The organism is Shewanella sp. 10N.286.52.E4 (assembly GCF_041468785.1).
In the GTDB taxonomy this organism is placed as follows: Bacteria; Pseudomonadota; Gammaproteobacteria; order Enterobacterales; family Shewanellaceae; genus Shewanella; species Shewanella electrodiphila.
Window position 1 is genome coordinate 209,586 of the sequence record NZ_JBFRJJ010000024.1, and the last position, 16,615, is coordinate 226,200.

20 protein-coding genes are annotated in these 16,615 nt (G+C 38.1%); 16 read left to right on the forward strand and 4 right to left on the reverse strand.

The genetic code is table 11. From position 1 onward, the window contains the following. Positions 1-116 precede the first annotated feature (116 nt). Complete coding sequence (locus AB4153_RS14820) at positions 117-1,148, forward strand: DUF2157 domain-containing protein (protein WP_102437118.1); 1,032 nt, start codon at positions 117-119, stop codon at positions 1,146-1,148. 495 nt (positions 1,149-1,643) lie between these two features. Here the strand turns inward: AB4153_RS14820 and AB4153_RS14825 are convergent, their stop codons facing one another. After that, a complete protein-coding gene (locus tag AB4153_RS14825; protein ID WP_102437120.1) occupies positions 1,644-2,687 on the reverse strand; it encodes an IS110 family transposase in 1,044 nt (347 codons plus the stop codon). 186 nt (positions 2,688-2,873) lie between these two features. Here AB4153_RS14825 and AB4153_RS14830 point away from each other — a divergent pair, with 186 nt between their 5' ends. The 8 genes from AB4153_RS14830 (at position 2,874) to AB4153_RS14865 (ending at position 8,613) form a co-directional block, all read left to right on the forward strand. Further along, a complete protein-coding gene (locus AB4153_RS14830; protein ID WP_102437122.1) occupies positions 2,874-3,392 on the forward strand; it encodes a GNAT family N-acetyltransferase in 519 nt (172 codons plus the stop codon). Positions 3,393-3,512: 120 nt separating this feature from the next. Next, a complete protein-coding gene (locus AB4153_RS14835; RefSeq protein WP_102437124.1) occupies positions 3,513-4,541 on the forward strand; it encodes a glycosaminoglycan attachment site in 1,029 nt (342 codons plus the stop codon). An 80-nt stretch (positions 4,542-4,621) separates the two neighbouring features. Continuing rightward, positions 4,622-5,464, forward strand: coding sequence for a hypothetical protein (locus tag AB4153_RS14840; RefSeq protein ID WP_102437126.1), 843 nt, complete (start codon positions 4,622-4,624; stop codon positions 5,462-5,464). An 84-nt stretch (positions 5,465-5,548) separates the two neighbouring features. Beyond that, entirely contained in the window at positions 5,549-6,076 is a 528-nt protein-coding gene (locus AB4153_RS14845) for a hypothetical protein (RefSeq protein WP_102437128.1), read from the forward strand. 118 nt (positions 6,077-6,194) lie between these two features. Continuing rightward, the gene (locus AB4153_RS14850; RefSeq protein WP_102437130.1) at positions 6,195-6,860 is read left to right on the forward strand and encodes a hypothetical protein; all 666 of its coding nucleotides are present in this window, start codon (positions 6,195-6,197) and stop codon (positions 6,858-6,860) included. A 107-nt stretch (positions 6,861-6,967) separates the two neighbouring features. Continuing rightward, positions 6,968-7,441 (forward strand): hypothetical protein, encoded by a 474-nt coding sequence (locus AB4153_RS14855; protein ID WP_102437132.1) that lies wholly within the window; start codon positions 6,968-6,970, stop codon positions 7,439-7,441. A gap of 521 nt (positions 7,442-7,962) precedes the next feature. Beyond that, complete coding sequence (locus AB4153_RS14860; protein ID WP_102437136.1) at positions 7,963-8,169, forward strand: carbon storage regulator; 207 nt, start codon at positions 7,963-7,965, stop codon at positions 8,167-8,169. 45 nt (positions 8,170-8,214) lie between these two features. Then, positions 8,215-8,613 carry a LexA family transcriptional regulator gene (locus AB4153_RS14865; RefSeq protein ID WP_102437138.1) on the forward strand — a complete coding sequence of 133 codons (399 nt, stop codon included), beginning with the start codon at positions 8,215-8,217 and terminating at the stop codon, positions 8,611-8,613. A gap of 204 nt (positions 8,614-8,817) precedes the next feature. On the opposite strand, the gene AB4153_RS14870 is transcribed toward AB4153_RS14865, so the two are convergent. Beyond that, the gene (locus AB4153_RS14870) at positions 8,818-9,054 is read right to left on the reverse strand and encodes a helix-turn-helix domain-containing protein (protein ID WP_102437140.1); all 237 of its coding nucleotides are present in this window, start codon (positions 9,052-9,054) and stop codon (positions 8,818-8,820) included. Between the two features lie 102 nt (positions 9,055-9,156). Between AB4153_RS14870 and AB4153_RS14875 the strand changes: the two genes are divergently transcribed. Beyond that, positions 9,157-9,681 carry a hypothetical protein gene (locus AB4153_RS14875; protein WP_102437142.1) on the forward strand — a complete coding sequence of 175 codons (525 nt, stop codon included), beginning with the start codon at positions 9,157-9,159 and terminating at the stop codon, positions 9,679-9,681. Beyond that, positions 9,678-11,111 carry a DEAD/DEAH box helicase gene (locus tag AB4153_RS14880; protein WP_102437144.1) on the forward strand — a complete coding sequence of 478 codons (1,434 nt, stop codon included), beginning with the start codon at positions 9,678-9,680 and terminating at the stop codon, positions 11,109-11,111. Before AB4153_RS14875 ends, AB4153_RS14880 begins: the two co-directional genes overlap by 4 nt. Positions 11,112-11,466: 355 nt before the next feature. Here AB4153_RS14880 and AB4153_RS14885 read toward each other — a convergent pair whose 3' ends face one another. Together AB4153_RS14885 and AB4153_RS14890 are read right to left on the reverse strand one after the other, a co-directional pair. Beyond that, on the reverse strand, positions 11,467-12,024 hold the full coding sequence (locus tag AB4153_RS14885) for a carboxymuconolactone decarboxylase family protein (protein WP_055024802.1): 558 nt from the start codon (positions 12,022-12,024) through the stop codon (positions 11,467-11,469). Positions 12,025-12,042: 18 nt separating this feature from the next. Further along, positions 12,043-12,861, reverse strand: coding sequence for a peroxiredoxin family protein (locus tag AB4153_RS14890; RefSeq protein ID WP_055024801.1), 819 nt, complete (start codon positions 12,859-12,861; stop codon positions 12,043-12,045). A gap of 109 nt (positions 12,862-12,970) precedes the next feature. Here AB4153_RS14890 and AB4153_RS14895 point away from each other — a divergent pair, with 109 nt between their 5' ends. From AB4153_RS14895 to AB4153_RS14915, 5 genes are all read left to right on the forward strand, one after another. Next, positions 12,971-13,564 (forward strand): TetR/AcrR family transcriptional regulator, encoded by a 594-nt coding sequence (locus AB4153_RS14895; protein WP_055024800.1) that lies wholly within the window; start codon positions 12,971-12,973, stop codon positions 13,562-13,564. A gap of 165 nt (positions 13,565-13,729) precedes the next feature. Then, positions 13,730-14,551 (forward strand): AraC family transcriptional regulator, encoded by an 822-nt coding sequence (locus AB4153_RS14900; RefSeq protein WP_198589623.1) that lies wholly within the window; start codon positions 13,730-13,732, stop codon positions 14,549-14,551. A 141-nt stretch (positions 14,552-14,692) separates the two neighbouring features. Further along, positions 14,693-15,493, forward strand: a complete 801-nt coding sequence (locus tag AB4153_RS14905; protein WP_055024799.1) for an SDR family oxidoreductase — start codon at positions 14,693-14,695, stop codon at positions 15,491-15,493. 45 nt (positions 15,494-15,538) lie between these two features. Then, positions 15,539-15,850, forward strand: a complete 312-nt coding sequence (locus AB4153_RS14910; RefSeq protein WP_055024798.1) for an EthD family reductase — start codon at positions 15,539-15,541, stop codon at positions 15,848-15,850. Positions 15,851-15,970: 120 nt separating this feature from the next. Next, positions 15,971-16,615, forward strand: a complete 645-nt coding sequence (locus tag AB4153_RS14915) for a DsbA family oxidoreductase (RefSeq protein WP_055024797.1) — start codon at positions 15,971-15,973, stop codon at positions 16,613-16,615.

A 16,615-nucleotide genomic window follows, 5' to 3' on the forward strand; every position in this document is an offset into this window, starting at 1 on the left:
GGCATTTTTGGTTTGCTTTGAATTTAGTGTTTACGGCACAATGCTTTAAGTTCAGTGGTCTGCGTTGCTCACCACTTAATGCGGCGTTAGATGCTCATCATAGAAAGGAGTCTTGATTGAACGTTACTAAGAAAAACCTTGAAGCCGCTGTAAATGAAAATATTCTTTCATTTGAGCAGTCTGAAAAATTAATCGAATTTTTAAACAAGCAACCAAATACAGCACCTAAGTTTGATTTTACACACGTTCTTTATTACATCGGAGGAATGATTGCCATCGGAGCAATGACTCTTTTTATGAACTTAGGATGGGAGTCGTTCGGTGGAGTAGGTATTGTTTTTATCTCCTTGTTTTATGGTTCGGTTGGTTTGAAACTTACTAATATTTTTAAGTCTAAAGAGTTAGCTATCCCCGCAGGAATATGTGGAACTTTTGTTATAGCATTAACACCACTAGCGGTTTATGGGTTACAGCATGCTTTAGGCGTTTGGCCAGATGACAGTGTTTACCGTGAATACCATCGATATATCAAATGGCATTGGCTTTATATGGAATTAAGTACGCTAGCAGTAGGAGTTATTATTGCTTGGAAATATAAATATCCGTTCTTAATTATGCCAATTGCAGTAACTCTTTGGTATTTAACTATGGATGTTGCAGTCATGATTAATGGTGGAGATTATAGCTGGGAACTCAGAAAAATAGTTTCTATGTACTCTGGACTACTCATGATCGCTTTAGCTTTTTGGGTTGATATTAGATCTCACAATAAAGCTGATTATTCATTTTGGATATATCTCTTTGGCGTAATTGCATTTTGGGGAGGAATGTCTCTCCAACACTCTGATAGCGAATTATCGAAGTTTATCTATTTTACGATCAATCTATTTATGATTTTTACTGGAGTTCTAATTGTCAGAAGAGTATTTGTTATATTTGGTGCAATAGGTTGTTCTGGTTATATAGGTCATTTAGCCTCCGATATCTTTAAGGATAGCTGGTTATTCCCTATAACTTTAACACTGCTTGGTTTGTTCGTTATCTATTTAGGAGTTCTTTGGCAAAAAAATGAATTAATAATAACATCCAAAGCAAGAAGTTTTTTGCCAAAAGCGCTACGTGAATTATTAGAATATAAGCATGCGTAATAGCATCTAACACATATGAGCCTTCCGCCAGTCAATAGGCGAGCCTAACTTATTTGACTGCTTTTGCAGTCAAATAAAAATCAATCAACAAATTCATCTACTTCGTCTGTCATTTAGCTGTCAAATCATCGTTTACAGCAAACACATATAGAGGCTCTCTTAGTGCGATCTTATCGCTGCCTGACGCTTTTCAATCCTTTGAAATATCAGGGGCACTAGACATTTATCGGTTAACCCTAAGATGGCACTATTCAAGTCAGAGGTGCTTTGTGCACAGTTAGTTTCAGGCTCATTTAAGGTGTAAACGACTTTGGTAATTGTACTTATTAATGCGCGCCAATAAGGCGTCTAATCAAGGCGATGTAGCTTAAATAGCATTTGGCATAGTGATGATGGTGTGAAGTCATTGCTTCATTAGCCACATCATTCACGGTCATGCTCGCTTCTCTTTTCAAGAGTATCTAGTTAGATGTTCAGCTCACCTTATTGCGCGACTTATCCTTTCAAGAATCGTTGCTCATCAAATACCGTTTTGTTCTTCAACATGAAATAAACACAGCGACCAAGCTTATGAGCGAGTGCCGATAATGCTTTGGCTTTACTCATTCGTTTTTGTAATTGATTAAGGTAGTTACGGGCTTTGTCATTGCCACGTAGGTAAAGCACCGCTGCTTCAGAGAATGCCCACTTTAAATGAGCATTACCGATTTTATTGCCATTCGTGCCGTAGGTTTTTCCGGCTGATTCAGCTTTGCACTTTACTAAACGAGAGTATGAGGCAAATTTTTGTACCGATTCAAATCGGGCTATATCACCGATTTCATATAGAATTGTCAGCGATAAAACCTTACCAATACCAGGCACGGTTTTAAGCAGTTCTAGATAGACGGGATTATGGTTTTTTGCCTGTTTTTCAATGAACCATTCGACCTGCGCGAGTTCCTTGGCATAGCAATCAAGGAGTGCCATGTCTAAATCGATATTACGTTGCACAATAGGGTCTTGATATTGCTCCCGCAGTTTTTGTCTTGCTGAGATGTTTTTAAGGTTTAGGTCAGTGGCAGGTAAGTTGTATTGGCTGTTGGTGTTAACAACATGACCTTTGAGCATAGCGCCGTGACGGACAATCTTCATACGACGGCGTAACAGATCACGTGCAGCGCGCATTTCACTGGGGTAATCGTAGGCTATGGGGAAGTTACCACCACGAAGCAATGTCGCAATTTTAAAGGAATCGACTTTATCATTTTTAGTTTTGCCGCCATGAATCGCCTTCATATAAAGCGCATGGCCTAACACAAAATCGATACCCAGTTCAGCACACCAGTCTGACACCCAATACCAACAATGCATGCACTCAACCCCGACAATGACATTGCCGATATAGGGTTCAAGTATGAGTAGTAAGTCATCTTTGTCAGCGCCAATCTTTTTATGGACGACAACTTCCCCTTTAGAATCAATGATGCATACATAAAGTAAACGTGCATGTAAATCGATACCACAGTAGTATGGATGTGAGTTATTATAAAATCTCATTGAGCTTTCTCCTGTTGGTTTGGTCACCTTAAGCATACCGCTGTTGCGGCTTGCTAGGGAGGGGGCTCAATGAGTATCAAGTCATTCCAAAGGACAAAAAACAGTTGGTTTTTGCTCCTGCGTCGCTTATTTTAACCAACTATTTTTTGCCTCTGAATGAGGCGTTAGGCAGCAAAGGAAAGCTAGGTGAGTAGTTTCAACATTAGAGCCTTAAATAAAGATGATTGGTCAACATACAGAGAGCTTCGTCTTCTTTCTCTTCAGGACTCTCCGAACTCTTTTGGTAGTAGTTATGAAAAAGAGTTTTCATTTTCACGTGAGGAATGGGTTTCTCGTCTTGACCTAGATAATATGGTTAAATTTGCTCTACCACTTGTTGCAGAGCTTAATGGGCTTGCAGTTGGTCTAGCTTGGGGATTACTTCATAATCCTCAAGATAAAACCGCTCATATTTATCAAATGTGGGTTTCTCCTAATGTTCGTGGTCAAGGTGTAGGTGGTTTATTGCTTAAAAACATCATAGCGTGGTCAAATGAACTTAATTTAGATTATGTTTCATTAGCGGTAACAACCATTAATAAAAATGCAGTAAAGTTATATGAAGCCTATGGCTTTGAGCCTTACGGTGCATTAGAAGCTCTTCGTGAAGGTTCAGCATTATCTGTTCAGCCCATGAAATTGAAACTGTGTGCAATAGCTGCCTAACAAGAAATTAAACAAGTACAAAAAACAGTTGGTTTTTGCTCCTTCGTCGCTTATTTTAACCAACTATTTTTTGCCTGTTAATTGGGCCGTTAAGCAGCGCATCAACATCGTGGGGTTATGATGGATTTATTTACACCTATAGCAGAGGATGAAAAGTTACATCCAATATTTAAAATGATGCTTCAGAAACAATACGGACCTGAACGAGAAGTTTTAAACTCATGGGCTAAAGGTTTTGAAGATAGAGATGGAAAGTTTGTGTATGAACTTCAGACTACTTTCGAATCGTCTATGTGGGAGTTATATCTTAATGCATTTTTAAATGAACTTGGCGCTAATACGGACTTTTCTCAGTATGCTCCAGATTTTGTAACTGAATTAGACAGGCCTATTGTACTAGAAGCAACAATTGCAGCACCACCCCAAGGCGGAGAAGCACCTGCAGGTCATTCTCAAAAATTTGCGCCAACGGATTTTGCTACTTTCAATCAACAATCAGCAATTCGAATATCTAATAGCCTTTCGTCCAAAATAAAAAAATATCGAACTAGTTACTCCAAACTAGAACATGTAAAAGATAAACCCTATGTTATTGGTTTGGCATCTTTTGATCGTCCTTATTCACACTATGCTGTAAATAGAGCAATTGTCGCAGTCTTATATGGACTATATGTTGATGAGGAAACAACGATTGCAACTGGTGCTAATGAATTAATTAAATATCCAGTTGATGCTGTGATAAAAAATGAAAATGCCACAATACCATTAGGTCTTTTCACCACGGATGAATTCAAAGATGTTAGCGCTGTAATTTATAGTTCTTTAGCTACTTGGGGTAAAATTCGTGCTTTGGCAGATAATCCAAGTGCTCAAACCGTCTATCATACTAGTCATTTACCTGTTGATGACAGTATCTTCCCAGAGATGCGTAATTCTATGAAAGCCGATTATGCAGAAGATATTGCAGATGGATTACATATCTTACACAACCCATTTGCAGAGCACCCTTTGGATGTAAGTACTTTCAATCATGAACGAGTAGCTCAATACTTTGTGGATCCTGAAACAGGAATGATGGATGTTATTGCACCGGACGATTTTCTTTTATTGAGACAATTAATGAGTGCAGTCGTACGTAGCGATGCTTAACAAGAGCAAGCAGACAGACAAATTATTCGCTTAGGCTCTTAATTTGCTGCTGTTGCAAGCGTTATGTTTAAAGGAGAGTTATGAGTTTACAGATGGATATCTCGTTTGCGTGCGAATGTGGTGAGCATGTAGAAGATATAGTCTATGTACAAGACCCTGACTTTTCCGCCGAAAAGAATAAGGATAGCCAAACCGACTCTTGGCAGGAGGTGCTTTGCCCTTCTTGCGATAAAGAATATACGGTTCAAGTTACTAACACTTTTTATAGTGCGATGGCATCAATTGATTATGGGCATGTGGATGTAAATTACGGGATGCCGTATTACCCAGAAGATGAAGCTGATGAGCTTTACTGGTATATCGATAGTAAAACTCATCTTGAAATTCTGCAAAACCATTTGAAGAGTGTCAGAACATTACTAGAAGTAGAAGTTCCTCCTGACACCCTGTTTAGCCTATGGGTCATGCTACATGGTCACGTTGTATCAGCAATTGAAGGTTATTTGGCAGGAACATTTATTCATAAAGTTACAAATTCTGAAGAGTTGATACGAAAACTCGTTGAAACAGACCCCGAATTCTCAAAACGGACATTTACTCTTAAAGAGATTTTTGAAAAGCAATCAAGTTTAAAGGTCACGGTGGCTACTTATCTCAAAGATCTAATATTTCATGATCTAAAGAAAGTAAAGCCTATGTTTAAGGATGTTCTTGGTCATGATTTTGGTGATATATCGTGGTTATTCAAAGATGTCATGAAGCGTCATGATTGTGTTCATCGAGCAGGATACAACAAGGACGGGGAAGCAATTGAGGTTTCAATAGAGTCCGTATTGGAACTCTTGGGAAAAGTTGAAGCTCTCGCTGCCTCTGTTGAGGCAACGGTAAGCAAGCTAGATGAACCAGATGACCTGCCATTTTAAACATAACAAACAGCTGCAGCGGAACAATTTCCGCTGCGCTCCAATTGCCCGCTGAGCTGGGCGTTAGATTACAAGGAGAGTGATATGACTGAACAGAGTCGGGTTAAAAAATATATAGATAATATTCTAATTGGCATAATTTCAGGTGTTTTGACAGGAGTTGCAGTTTTCTTTATAACAGATTTTTTTGCAGAAAAGCGAGGAATTGAGATTGGAATCGAAACCGCGAATAGGGTTTATGTAAAGAAAACGGAATCCGCACCGTCACTTTATACTGAACGATTAGGTGAAATGATATATAACGCAACCCCTGGGAAATCAGATGATTTGTTGGTGGATGCGAGAGCGATTGTGAGCACAAGGGACGATTATCGAGGTAGCTTAATCGCTATATCGAAGCTACTAAACTCTGAAATAGATAGATTAAAAGAAGAGATTGAAAAACAAGAGCAATCAATTAAAAGTGGTAATGCATATGATGGTGAGGAGATTAAACGCACTTTAGCTGTTCTCCAAAAAAAGTGGCCATCTAAAAAAGACCAAATAATTATTGAAATTAGAAAACTATTAACAGAATTAGGACTTGAACCGAAAGATCTAGTGGTAAAGTAACCTAGCAAGGCATTTTAACTGAACTAAAACAGGGGGTTACGTTCCGCTTCGCTTCACAGTATAACCCACAATTTTAGTCCGCTTAATGCGGCGTTATGTTGCAAAGGAGTCTCCAGCATTGGATGCTATATCAACTAAAAATTTAAACTCAATGCCAGAAGTGTTGGAGTTAAAAAAGCTACTCCAATCACTCGCAATGCTAGATGCAATTATGTCTCCTGAATGGGATGAACGTTTTTATTCCTTCAACTCAAATTGGGACGTTAATGAACAAATGGGTTCGATGAGAAATGGTTGTGGTGATGACTTCTCTGTACTTTTCAATCAAAATGGCTGCTTTGTTAAAGGTTTTGACCATGAATCAGCAATGTCATCTTGGAGTACTGATGGGCAAGTTCCATGGCCAGATTTATTAAAAGGATTACCTTCTGAATTCATCGCTGCTTCTAAAGAACCCGCTTTCTCTATGGATAATATTTCATTCTGTATTTGGAAACTTCACTCGGCAAACTTTTGGGGTAAAGGTGACTTTGAATTTGCAGATGACGAAGATCCTGATGGCTCAGAGTATCTTTTAGAAATCTTTGACTGTAACCCTGAAACATATAGGGTGTTTGCTCAAGAGTACTATGAAGTAGATCTGGATGTTGCAACTATTGCAAAGATTTATAACCATTTACCTTTAACCGATGAATTGGTTAAAGAAGTAAACTCTGAAGTATCATTAAAACAGCTAGAAAAGGACATTTCAGAAATTGGTTACCCTTGTGGCATTGCAACATAACAAGCTAATAAATAAGGACAAAAAACAGTTGGCTGTTTTCGTTCCTCAACATTTTAGCCAACAATTTTTGCCCATTATTAGGGCGTTATATTTTTTTGGAGAGTTCAATGTCCGATAAGTACACAATATCATTGCCTGTATTTGATACTTGTTTAAGTGCTTGTGGGTTACGTAAAGTAACTGATGCAAGTGAGATTTCGCAAAAGCAAGCTCTTGAACAGTTTGCAACTTATTTTAAAAAAGAGATGCACTACGATTATGTTCAATACGATGCTAATAACCACAGCAGTGATACGGTAGGCTTTTTATTTACTGAAAGCGCAATGGATATTTGCACAGAAGAGCACTCTGAAATGCCCACACGTTGTATTGGTGGAGCTGCATTTCAAAATGTAAGTGGTACATGGGTATTATGCTGGGTTTGGTTTCATCCATTTTTCAGAGGTAAAGGTTTATTATCACGCCAATGGAAACAGTTTTGCTCAGAGTTTGGAGAGTTTGCTGTTGATACGCCAGTATCGCCTTCTATGAAAGGCGTTTTGGGTAAACAGTCAACTACGCATAAACAAGTAAAAATATAGCAAGGCCGTTAAACAAAGGACACTGTAGTGGCCAATTGAAATTGGCCACAGGTTTAGAGCTTATCCATACTTTGGGTAATCTGAAATGCCATGATTACCCAAAGTCCTAACACGAAAATGTCCAGAAACATGTCAGAGGTCTAAATTATTTATGTCCATAAATGGGCTAGGGGCGTAACATATTTATACCTCACAAATCAATTTAGCACTTAAAAAGTAAGTAGGCCTAATAAAGCTTTGGCTTTAGAAACGTTAATGTGAAAGGGCCTCGTTCAACTTAGAAGTTATGCCTGTCTTATCTTTTTTGAAACAAAACGCATATCGTTTGGGCAGAAATTCAGAGATTGAATAGTAATTAATAACAGAACTTCATGGATGTAGGATTCAATATTTGTATTTTTACTATCACTTTGACCCATTAAACATCCTTATTATTTATAGCGTTAGGCTTTATCTATTCTATTCGCAATTCATAAAAATGGTCTACACTTTATCGACATATTAAAAACAAGGAATGTTTTATGTTGTATTTAACCCGCCTGAAAGATGAATCAGTTGTGCTCTCTGGGGTGCATGATGCCCATGGCAATCTATTAGATGATATTGAAATCGTGATATTGCCTAATGATAAAGTGGGCATTAGTGCTGATAAAAAAATTACCATTCTGCGAAAAGAGCTAGTGCAGCGATACTTCCAAGATGGAACTCAGAAAGTCTTGCAAAAATAATAGAATTAACTACCATAACTGTATATAAGTACAGTGGTGTTGGTTATGAAGATTATTCCTATATACGCAAGTGCTGGTATTACAGGCTTTGAAAGCCCGGCCGCAGAATATAAGCAATCACCCTTATGCCTTGATGATTTACTAATAGAGCACCCAAGCGCTACGTTTATAGGTCAAGCTAAGGGCGACTCGATGCATGGAGTCGGCATCTTTGATGGCGATATTCTTGTGGTTGATAGGCAGTTAACCGTTAAAAATAACGATGTGATCGTCGGGTGTTATAACGGTGAATTTGTTTGCAAAATTATTGATACTCATAATCAACTGCTGCTGTCAGCTAATACTGATTATGATCCTGCCCTAATAACGAGCAGTGAAATGTTTACGCTAGAAGGGGTGGTATCACGTTCAATAAGATGCCACCGACCCGCTAAGCTCCTATAAAATCCTTGTCGTGTAACTGTAGTGGTTTAGCAAAACTTGATATGCCTGTACTGCCTGTACTGCCTGTACTGCCTGTACTGCCTGTACTGCCTGTTGCTACGCGCTCTTTACGCGTGTGGGTTTCTTTTGCGTAGGCCACAATTGACAAGAGGTCGTATACGTCGCGGTTAAAGAATCACGAATGTGATACTAGAATGTTTTAGACTAATCTAAATTAATTTTATACTTTATTCTTGGCGGCATGATCTCTTCAAATTCGCAATTTAACGCATTAGCCAATTTGTACAAGGTTTCTAATTTTATATTAACTAAGCCTCGCTCCATCTTGCCGTAATTGCCTCTTTCAATACCTACAAAGGCGGCAAAACCTTCTTGAGAATAACCTGCGTCTTTGCGCTTTAGGCGCAACATATCACCAAACTGTTTAACTAAATCACTCACCCTAGTTTTCCCTTAGGTAAAATGATTAGATTTTCATGTTGAGCGCTAAAGCACCACGCCCTATAATACCCATTATTATATTTAATTGAATCAGGATTTACTTTGAAACTGGACCCTATTGTTGCTCAAATTATTCTGGTGAAAAACTTTGACAACTTCACCACCAATGATGTCCGTTCAGCCTATTTCGCATTGAAAGGAGATATCTCTTTAGACCCTTCGATTGTTCGAAGAAAAATATATGCCGAACTTTTAAAGCTGGTGAAAAAAGGCTGGCTTAAAAAAATAATACCGAAACAAAAAGGGTTAACTCGTTTTAAAAAGACAGTTGGTTTTGACGTTGAAGCAATAGCCTTAAAAGTTAAGTCTGAATCAATAAAATCACTTAAGAAGCCTGATGGTAAGCAAGAGCAATTACTTAGCAAGTTGAATCACTATAAAGCTGAATTGTTATTGAATTTAGGAGAGTCAGAAGCATACAAGGAGCTTTATTCAGAATGCCCTGAATTAGTTGATGAAATACAACCGCAATACAACATAGCCAGAGACAATAACACTAAAATCCTAGGGAAAATTAGAGCCATTGAAGGCCTACTTAAGCAATTAAAACCATTAGAGAAAATATGAAATTAAGACAATGGCAAATGAGTTGTATCAATAAAGCATTAAAGCAATACTTGAATGGCAACTGCCACTTTTTAGCCCTAGCAACACCTGGCGCAGGTAAAACCTTGATGGCATCTGAATTAGCCGACCAATTATTGAAAAACGACCTGATTGATTTAGTCATTTGTTTTTCACCTTCCTCCATCGTATCTCAAGACTTCAGTCAAAGTTTACAATTGAGAATTAATGAACGATTTGATGGTTTGTTGGGTGCTAAAGGGCAATCTATGACATACCAAAACTTACAGCATCTCGATGCAAAATTTTGGGCGCTATTTTCTCGATATCGAGTATTTGCAATCTTTGATGAGATCCACCACTGCGCAGGATCAAATATTGAGAATGCAAATGCATGGGGAGAACAAATAATATTAAACATCAAAGGTAGAGCTAAATACACACTAGCACTAACAGGAACCCCTTGGCGCTCAGACGCTGCTCCTATCGTTCTTTCTAACTATATACACCCAAGCTATAAAATTTCATGTGACTACGTTTATGGGCTTGCTGAGGCTATTCAGGATGGTGTTTGCCGAATTCCGCAGATAATAGCTGTGGATAATAATAACATTTCAGTTATTGATGACGATGAAACTAAAACCTTTACGAGCTTTAAGTCTTTACTGTCTGAGTCAATCATTTCGTATCAGGAAGTTATTGAAAACGAAAAGGTCATTAAGTACATCGTATCTTCAGCACAAAAAAAACTAACATCAATAAGAGCGAAAAACTCCGATGCAGCAGGATTAATCGTCGCTTCATCCATTGAGCATGCAAAACAGATTTCAAGATTAATGAAAGGCTATTTTAACATAGATGCCGTTGTTGTTACGTACAAAGAAAATGATCCTAGTAATATTATTCAACAATTTAGACATGCAAAAACTAAATGGATTATTTCGGTAGGCATGATTAGTGAAGGAACTAATATCCCTCGATTACAGGTTTGCTGCCACCTAACAAATATCAAAACAGAAATGCATTATAGACAAATTTTAGGTCGAATACTTAGAATGACAAGTTCCCCGAATCAAGAGGCTATTATGTATATGCCTGCTGAACCAAAGCTGTTGGAATATGCTTATAGAGTTAAGCAAGATGTACCTATTGAAGCTGATGTCGTTCAGTTTGAAAAGATGAAAGATTGTGATGAAAAAGATGCTAATAATGAAGCTTCTTCAGAGGTAACATTTGCTAAGGAAAGCAAGGCTAGCCCTTCATTAGAACTCAAATTCTGTGAGAATGATAAATTCATTGATCATTCAACCTTTAACGGAAAGAGTGAAACCGTTGAAGAACATTTTTTAACAAGCTCGTATGACAAAACCGTTAATATTTTAGGGCGATTTCGGCAAGAAGCTATAGCTTTGGGGCTAAGTGAATTGCGGTGATTATACGGACGGTCTAGAAACTTAAGAATCGGATTGTAGTGGCTTAGTGAATTTGGCCACTAACATTTAGTTGAACACACTCTTGATATAGAAAAATTATTTGTAAGTTTTTAGTATTACTTACATTCCTAACATTGGAAATGTCCAGAAGTGGGTTAGGGGCTTAACGCGTTTATGCCCCATAACAAGCTAGAGCAGGAATGAGGCTATACTAAAGATTCGTAATTTGACTTACTTTTCTTTATGCCTAGAGTTCTGACTATGTGGCCAAATTTACTAATCCACAACACATATACTTATGAAAATACACGGCCATTAAAAGAGAGTATCAGTAGATACTCTCTTCAGATTGATCTTACCTCTCTGAAGGGTGAGTCCAGTCAAAAGCCTTTAATGGGGCATCAACTGGTGTATGAGATAATGCATTGGTGAAATTTGAAATGAGTTTGCAAGCTAAGCCTGTCAACACTTCAAGTGCATGCCGCTCAGTGTATCCTACCGTTAGAAAGTTCTGCAACTTTTCATCACCTATATGACCACGATTATCTAGTAGCTCTTTAGTAAAGACATGCAACGCTTGTAGTTTGACATCAGGTAACTCATTTCCTTCCCGTAGTGCTTCAATAATGCTTTCTGGCATATTAGCTGATTTCATGATCCACGTATGACCAGGAACGCAATAGTGACAGTTGTTTTCAAAGTTTGAGGTCATCAGAACCACTTGAGCTTCGAGTGGACTGAATAGTGTACTTTGCGTGAATAACTCATAAGTCTTCAAATAAGCTTGATAAGTTGCGGGAGCATCTGCTAGCACTTTATGTAAATTTGGAATTAAACCAAGTGATTTTTTAGATTGCTCCATCATTTGCTTTGAAGCTTCTGGTGCTGTTTCAATATTGTGGTAGTTAAACATAATAATTCTCTCGGTTTATTATTTATTAATGGTGAAAGCGTTACGTAAGGCTTGAGTTAATCGTTCTTCGCTTGCTCTTAGTCGATAGTCTTCAGACTGATCTATCCATTGGATGACACCATGTTCATCAATTAAGACCGATGTTGGGATAGACATTGATTTGTATTCAAATGAAGTAGGAAATGGCAGCCCTAATACTGTTTTTGTTTTAGACGAGTCAGCCCCTAAAGCCTTGTGGTGTTCAACGCCGTATTGTTTAACTACTTTGAGTTCTGGGTCTGACAAAAGAAGAAAATCTAAACTATCTCGTTCGATGTGCATTTTTGCTTGTTCTGCCGTATCTCCCGACAACGCAACGACCTTAACGCCATATCGATCTAGGGTCGGTTTCATATCGTTAAACATTTTTAATTCAGCACTACAGTATGGACACCAAGCACCTCGGTAAAACTTGAGTAGAACGCGTTGATTTTTTATGTCATCAGCCGAATAAATCTCGTTGTCATATGTTGTTGATTCGAATTGTGGGAACTTATCTCCAATTACAACTTTAATATCACCTAGAGGAGTATCTTTTTGACTGAATACCCAAATGAATTTACCACCAAGAAATATGGAAAAGCTGGACATTAAGACAACGAAAACAAAGCTCCAATGCATATTTATAATCCCACTGATAATTGCACCTAGCCCCAAAAGGACACCTGCCGCAAGTGCTAGCATAAGGATGATAGGATTTTTGGGAGGCTTGTTCTTTTTTACTTTTAGAAAGTAATGCAAACTTCCAATCACCGTTGAGGCAAATCCAAGTAGTGATAGTGCTATAGCTGAAAACATCGTTTGTTCCTCATTGTTTTGTTTAATTGTACCAGTTAGTACATTTGCAATTAATGTACTAACTAGTACAATAGGTGTCAATAAGAATTTTATGTAGTTGTATAGATAAATGGCAAAGAAAAGACAGTTTGACGAGATAGAAGTGCTTGGAGTTATGGCCAAATATTTTTGGCAGCATGGTTATGCGTCGACTAAGGTGGATCAATTATCGACCGTTACAGGATTAACTAAAACCAGTATTTACAACGCGTTTGGCAACAAAGAAACCGTGTTTAAATGTATAGTAGATTTCTATGTTGAGCATCACATGTCTGTGGTACTCAGGAAACTCGACTCAGATAAATTAATATCAGAGAATCTTCAATATTTATTTGATAGTGAGTTCTTAAATCCAGAGAATGATCTACTCACTTACGGCTGCTTAATTACAAACAGTATTGTTGAATTAAAATCAAACGAACCAGCCCTCTATGAGTATGTTATTAAGAAGTTTGAACAAGGTCGTATTGCAACACTGGCATTTTTTACTCAATATGAGAAAACAGAACGACTTATTGATGGTATAGATGCGGAGCATTTGACCGACTATTTCCTTACGTTTCGTCAAGGACTCAAAGTTCAATCAAGAGGGCAAAGACCACATGAATCTCTCGCTCGATCTATACACGTATTCATGCTTGTATTGAGTACATTTGAAAAATAGATTATGCGTAGGCTATTCTCGAGCTTTAGTTTTGTTGTCGAGTTTTAGATGTCTAATGATTATGAATGCAGCACCGTAGCAACACGATTCTAGTTGAGCCAATTAGTTAATCGAGCAGGTAGACTGCTTTATCCTTATCGCAATACTATTGAATGGTGCCTTTAAATGAAAACAATAAAATATAATGGACGTATTGTTTTTCAAAAACAAGATATACCCAGTTTCAAACGTATGCCGCGCGTATTTGTAGACAGTGAAGCGTGTTTTGCGTTTGTCACAAATGGCGATTTTAACGTCAGGGAACAGACAGAATCTGCTTCATTGAACAAAAACTGCGGAATACTGGCAAAATGCACTAACTACTTTTATGAAAACACTAGCTATCATAATGATGAAGGTGCAGGTGAAGCGATTGGTATCCTTCTCTATCCTGAAATATTTCAGTCACTGTTTAACTTTGATATTAGCCAGTCAAAATACAGGGTCGATTATAATATTTTGCAGGTTGAAGTGGACAAATTGCTAGAGCACTATCGTGATAGCATCAGTATATTGCTGGATTCTCCAGAGTTGGCGGATGATTTGCTTATCGAGAGCAAACTACGTGAATTTGTCATTCTTATGGCGAAAAGAACCGGCGCACCTTCTGAACTCGATTTTCTTGCTTCTATGTTTAAACCTAACTTTGCCAAATTTGAAGATATTATCCAAAGTAATCTGTATGCGGATCTGAGTGTGGATGAGTTGGCAGCACTGTGTCATATGAGTGTTTCTACTTTTAAACGTAAGTTTAAAGAGGTGTATTCAGAACCCCCAATAAAATACATTAGCAAATTAAAAATCAACAAAGCTAAAGTGTTACTGAAAGATAATAGCTTACGTATCTCCGACATCGTTTTTGAAACGGGTTTCGAGTCGGTTTCCACGTTTAACCGTGCCTTTAAAGGACAAACAGGCCTATCCCCTTCTCAATTTCGTTTAACTTGACACCACCGCATTTTAACCTTTCTATTCAGGTTGGCTCGTTTGAACTAATGTGAGCAATTTTTGAACTTTTATGGAGAGCTCTGTACCTCCAAATTCCATATAGTTACCCCATCAACTAAACACAGAGAAAGGTAACGAATTATGGGTATCAGCTTTAAAGAAAAATATGGTGATTGGGCACTTATCACAGGGGCAACATCAGGCATTGGCGCAGAAATGGCAAGCCAGATTGCGGCAAAAGGATTGAACGTTGTTTTGGTCGCTCGTCGAGAAAAAGAGCTTGAAGAGCAAGCTACGTTGCTTACGGAACGCTACGGAATTAAAGCAATGACAGTTTCTGCTGACTTAAGTACGTCAGAAGGCGTCGAAAAAGTTAAGCAAATTGACAAAAGTATTGGGCTACTTGTACTAGCCGCTGGTATTGAAGTTAATGGTTCGTTTGCTAAATCATCTCTAGAGCAAGAGTTGAAGATGATACAGCTTAACGTTACCTCTGTATTGCAACTGACTCACCACTTTACACCAGCGATGATCGAAAGAAAAAGAGGCGGTATTTTAATGGTATCAAGTCTTTCTGGTCATATGGTTTCCCCATATTTTTCAAATTATGCAGGTACCAAAGCCTATGTTCTTCAGCTAGGTGCATCTCTTCATGGCGAACTTAAACCCAAAGGTATTGATGTAACGGTTCTTTCTCCTGGGTTAACAACTACACCGATGACTGCTGATAATGGTGTTGACTGGTCAAAACTACCTATGGTTGCAAAAGATCCTGCGGAAGTAGCAGAAATAGCTATCAATGGTTTGGGTAGAAAAGCAGTTGTGGTTCCAGGTAAACGTAATCGAATGACCGCTATTCTTTCTGGGATCATCTCCCACCAAAAGCAGGCAATAATGGGTGAATCAATGATTGGAAAAGCAATGCCCAAGAACAAAATGTAACCCCCAACAGTTTAAAACTTTAGTGAAAGAAAAAGGGAAAAAGCAATGATTAAAGTATACGTAATATACCCAAATAACGATGATGTGATTTTTGATTTTGATTACTACTGCAACAAACATGTTCCTATGATAGGAGAGCTTCTGGGAGACGCACTAAAAGGGGCGACAGTAGATGCAGGGCTAACAAGTGTTGTTCCTGGTGAAGCAGCGGCATATGTGGCGATTAGTACAATTTCATTTGAATCTATAGAGTCATTTCAAACGGCATTTGGCCCAAATGCAGAGAAGATAAAAGCTGATGTACCGAACTTCACTAATACCGTTCCAACAATTCAGCTTTGTGAGCAAAAAATATAGAACCGCAACTCTCTACGGTGAAAATGAGCAGGATACCGAATAATAAACAATTTGGATTCAGCTTAGTGTTATTTAATGAAATAAAATTGAAGCTAAACGCTTGATAAAAAAGAGTTAAATATGAATAAGAAAATCAAATTGGATATAGTGTCAGATGTGATTTGTCCTTGGTGTATTATCGGTTATAAGCGTTTAAATACCGCGATAAAAGAGCTTGGGATAGAAGATCGCATTGAGATTGAGTGGCAACCTTTTCAGTTAAATCCAGATATGCCGCTTGAAGGTGAAGACCTACGTGCCCACCTTAAAAGGAAGTACGGTACTACATTAGAAGATAGCATTCGTTTCAGAAAAGAGATGACAGAGCTTGGAGAAGACGTTGGGTTTAAATTCGACTACTTTGACGGGCTAAAAGCTGTAAATACCCTTGATGCTCATATTCTTCTGGAGCATGCAAAAAGTGTAGGCAAGCAAACCGAGCTTAAAAACCGGTTATTTGCTTCGTTTTATAGCGAGCAAAAAGATATATCCAGCAAGAGTACCCTCGAGCAAGAGTTGCAAAGTCTTGGTATTAATGTTGACGAAGCAATGCAATGCCTAGATGACGATAATATGCGAAGTCATGTCCAGTCGCTGGAACAGAAATGGAAACAAGCGGGTATATCAGGTGTTCCAACAGTTGTATTCAATCGCGAGAGCGCTATTTCTGGAGCCCAATCAGTGGATACGTATAAGCAAGTATTAACTGAATTAGCTAAAATGTAA

Coding starts and splice junctions, on each gene's coding strand:
- AB4153_RS14825 (WP_102437120.1), bottom strand. CDS start 2,687: ATGAGATTTTATAATAACTCACATCCATACTACTGTGGTATCGATTTA.
- AB4153_RS14835 (WP_102437124.1), top strand. CDS start 3,513: ATGGATTTATTTACACCTATAGCAGAGGATGAAAAGTTACATCCAATA.
- AB4153_RS14840 (WP_102437126.1), top strand. CDS start 4,622: ATGAGTTTACAGATGGATATCTCGTTTGCGTGCGAATGTGGTGAGCAT.
- AB4153_RS14845 (WP_102437128.1), top strand. CDS start 5,549: ATGACTGAACAGAGTCGGGTTAAAAAATATATAGATAATATTCTAATT.
- AB4153_RS14855 (WP_102437132.1), top strand. CDS start 6,968: ATGTCCGATAAGTACACAATATCATTGCCTGTATTTGATACTTGTTTA.
- AB4153_RS14860 (WP_102437136.1), top strand. CDS start 7,963: ATGTTGTATTTAACCCGCCTGAAAGATGAATCAGTTGTGCTCTCTGGG.
- AB4153_RS14865 (WP_102437138.1), top strand. CDS start 8,215: ATGAAGATTATTCCTATATACGCAAGTGCTGGTATTACAGGCTTTGAA.
- AB4153_RS14880 (WP_102437144.1), top strand. CDS start 9,678: ATGAAATTAAGACAATGGCAAATGAGTTGTATCAATAAAGCATTAAAG.
- AB4153_RS14885 (WP_055024802.1), bottom strand. CDS start 12,024: ATGTTTAACTACCACAATATTGAAACAGCACCAGAAGCTTCAAAGCAA.
- AB4153_RS14890 (WP_055024801.1), bottom strand. CDS start 12,861: ATGTTTTCAGCTATAGCACTATCACTACTTGGATTTGCCTCAACGGTG.
- AB4153_RS14895 (WP_055024800.1), top strand. CDS start 12,971: ATGGCAAAGAAAAGACAGTTTGACGAGATAGAAGTGCTTGGAGTTATG.
- AB4153_RS14900 (WP_198589623.1), top strand. CDS start 13,730: ATGAAAACAATAAAATATAATGGACGTATTGTTTTTCAAAAACAAGAT.
- AB4153_RS14905 (WP_055024799.1), top strand. CDS start 14,693: ATGGGTATCAGCTTTAAAGAAAAATATGGTGATTGGGCACTTATCACA.
- AB4153_RS14910 (WP_055024798.1), top strand. CDS start 15,539: ATGATTAAAGTATACGTAATATACCCAAATAACGATGATGTGATTTTT.
- AB4153_RS14915 (WP_055024797.1), top strand. CDS start 15,971: ATGAATAAGAAAATCAAATTGGATATAGTGTCAGATGTGATTTGTCCT.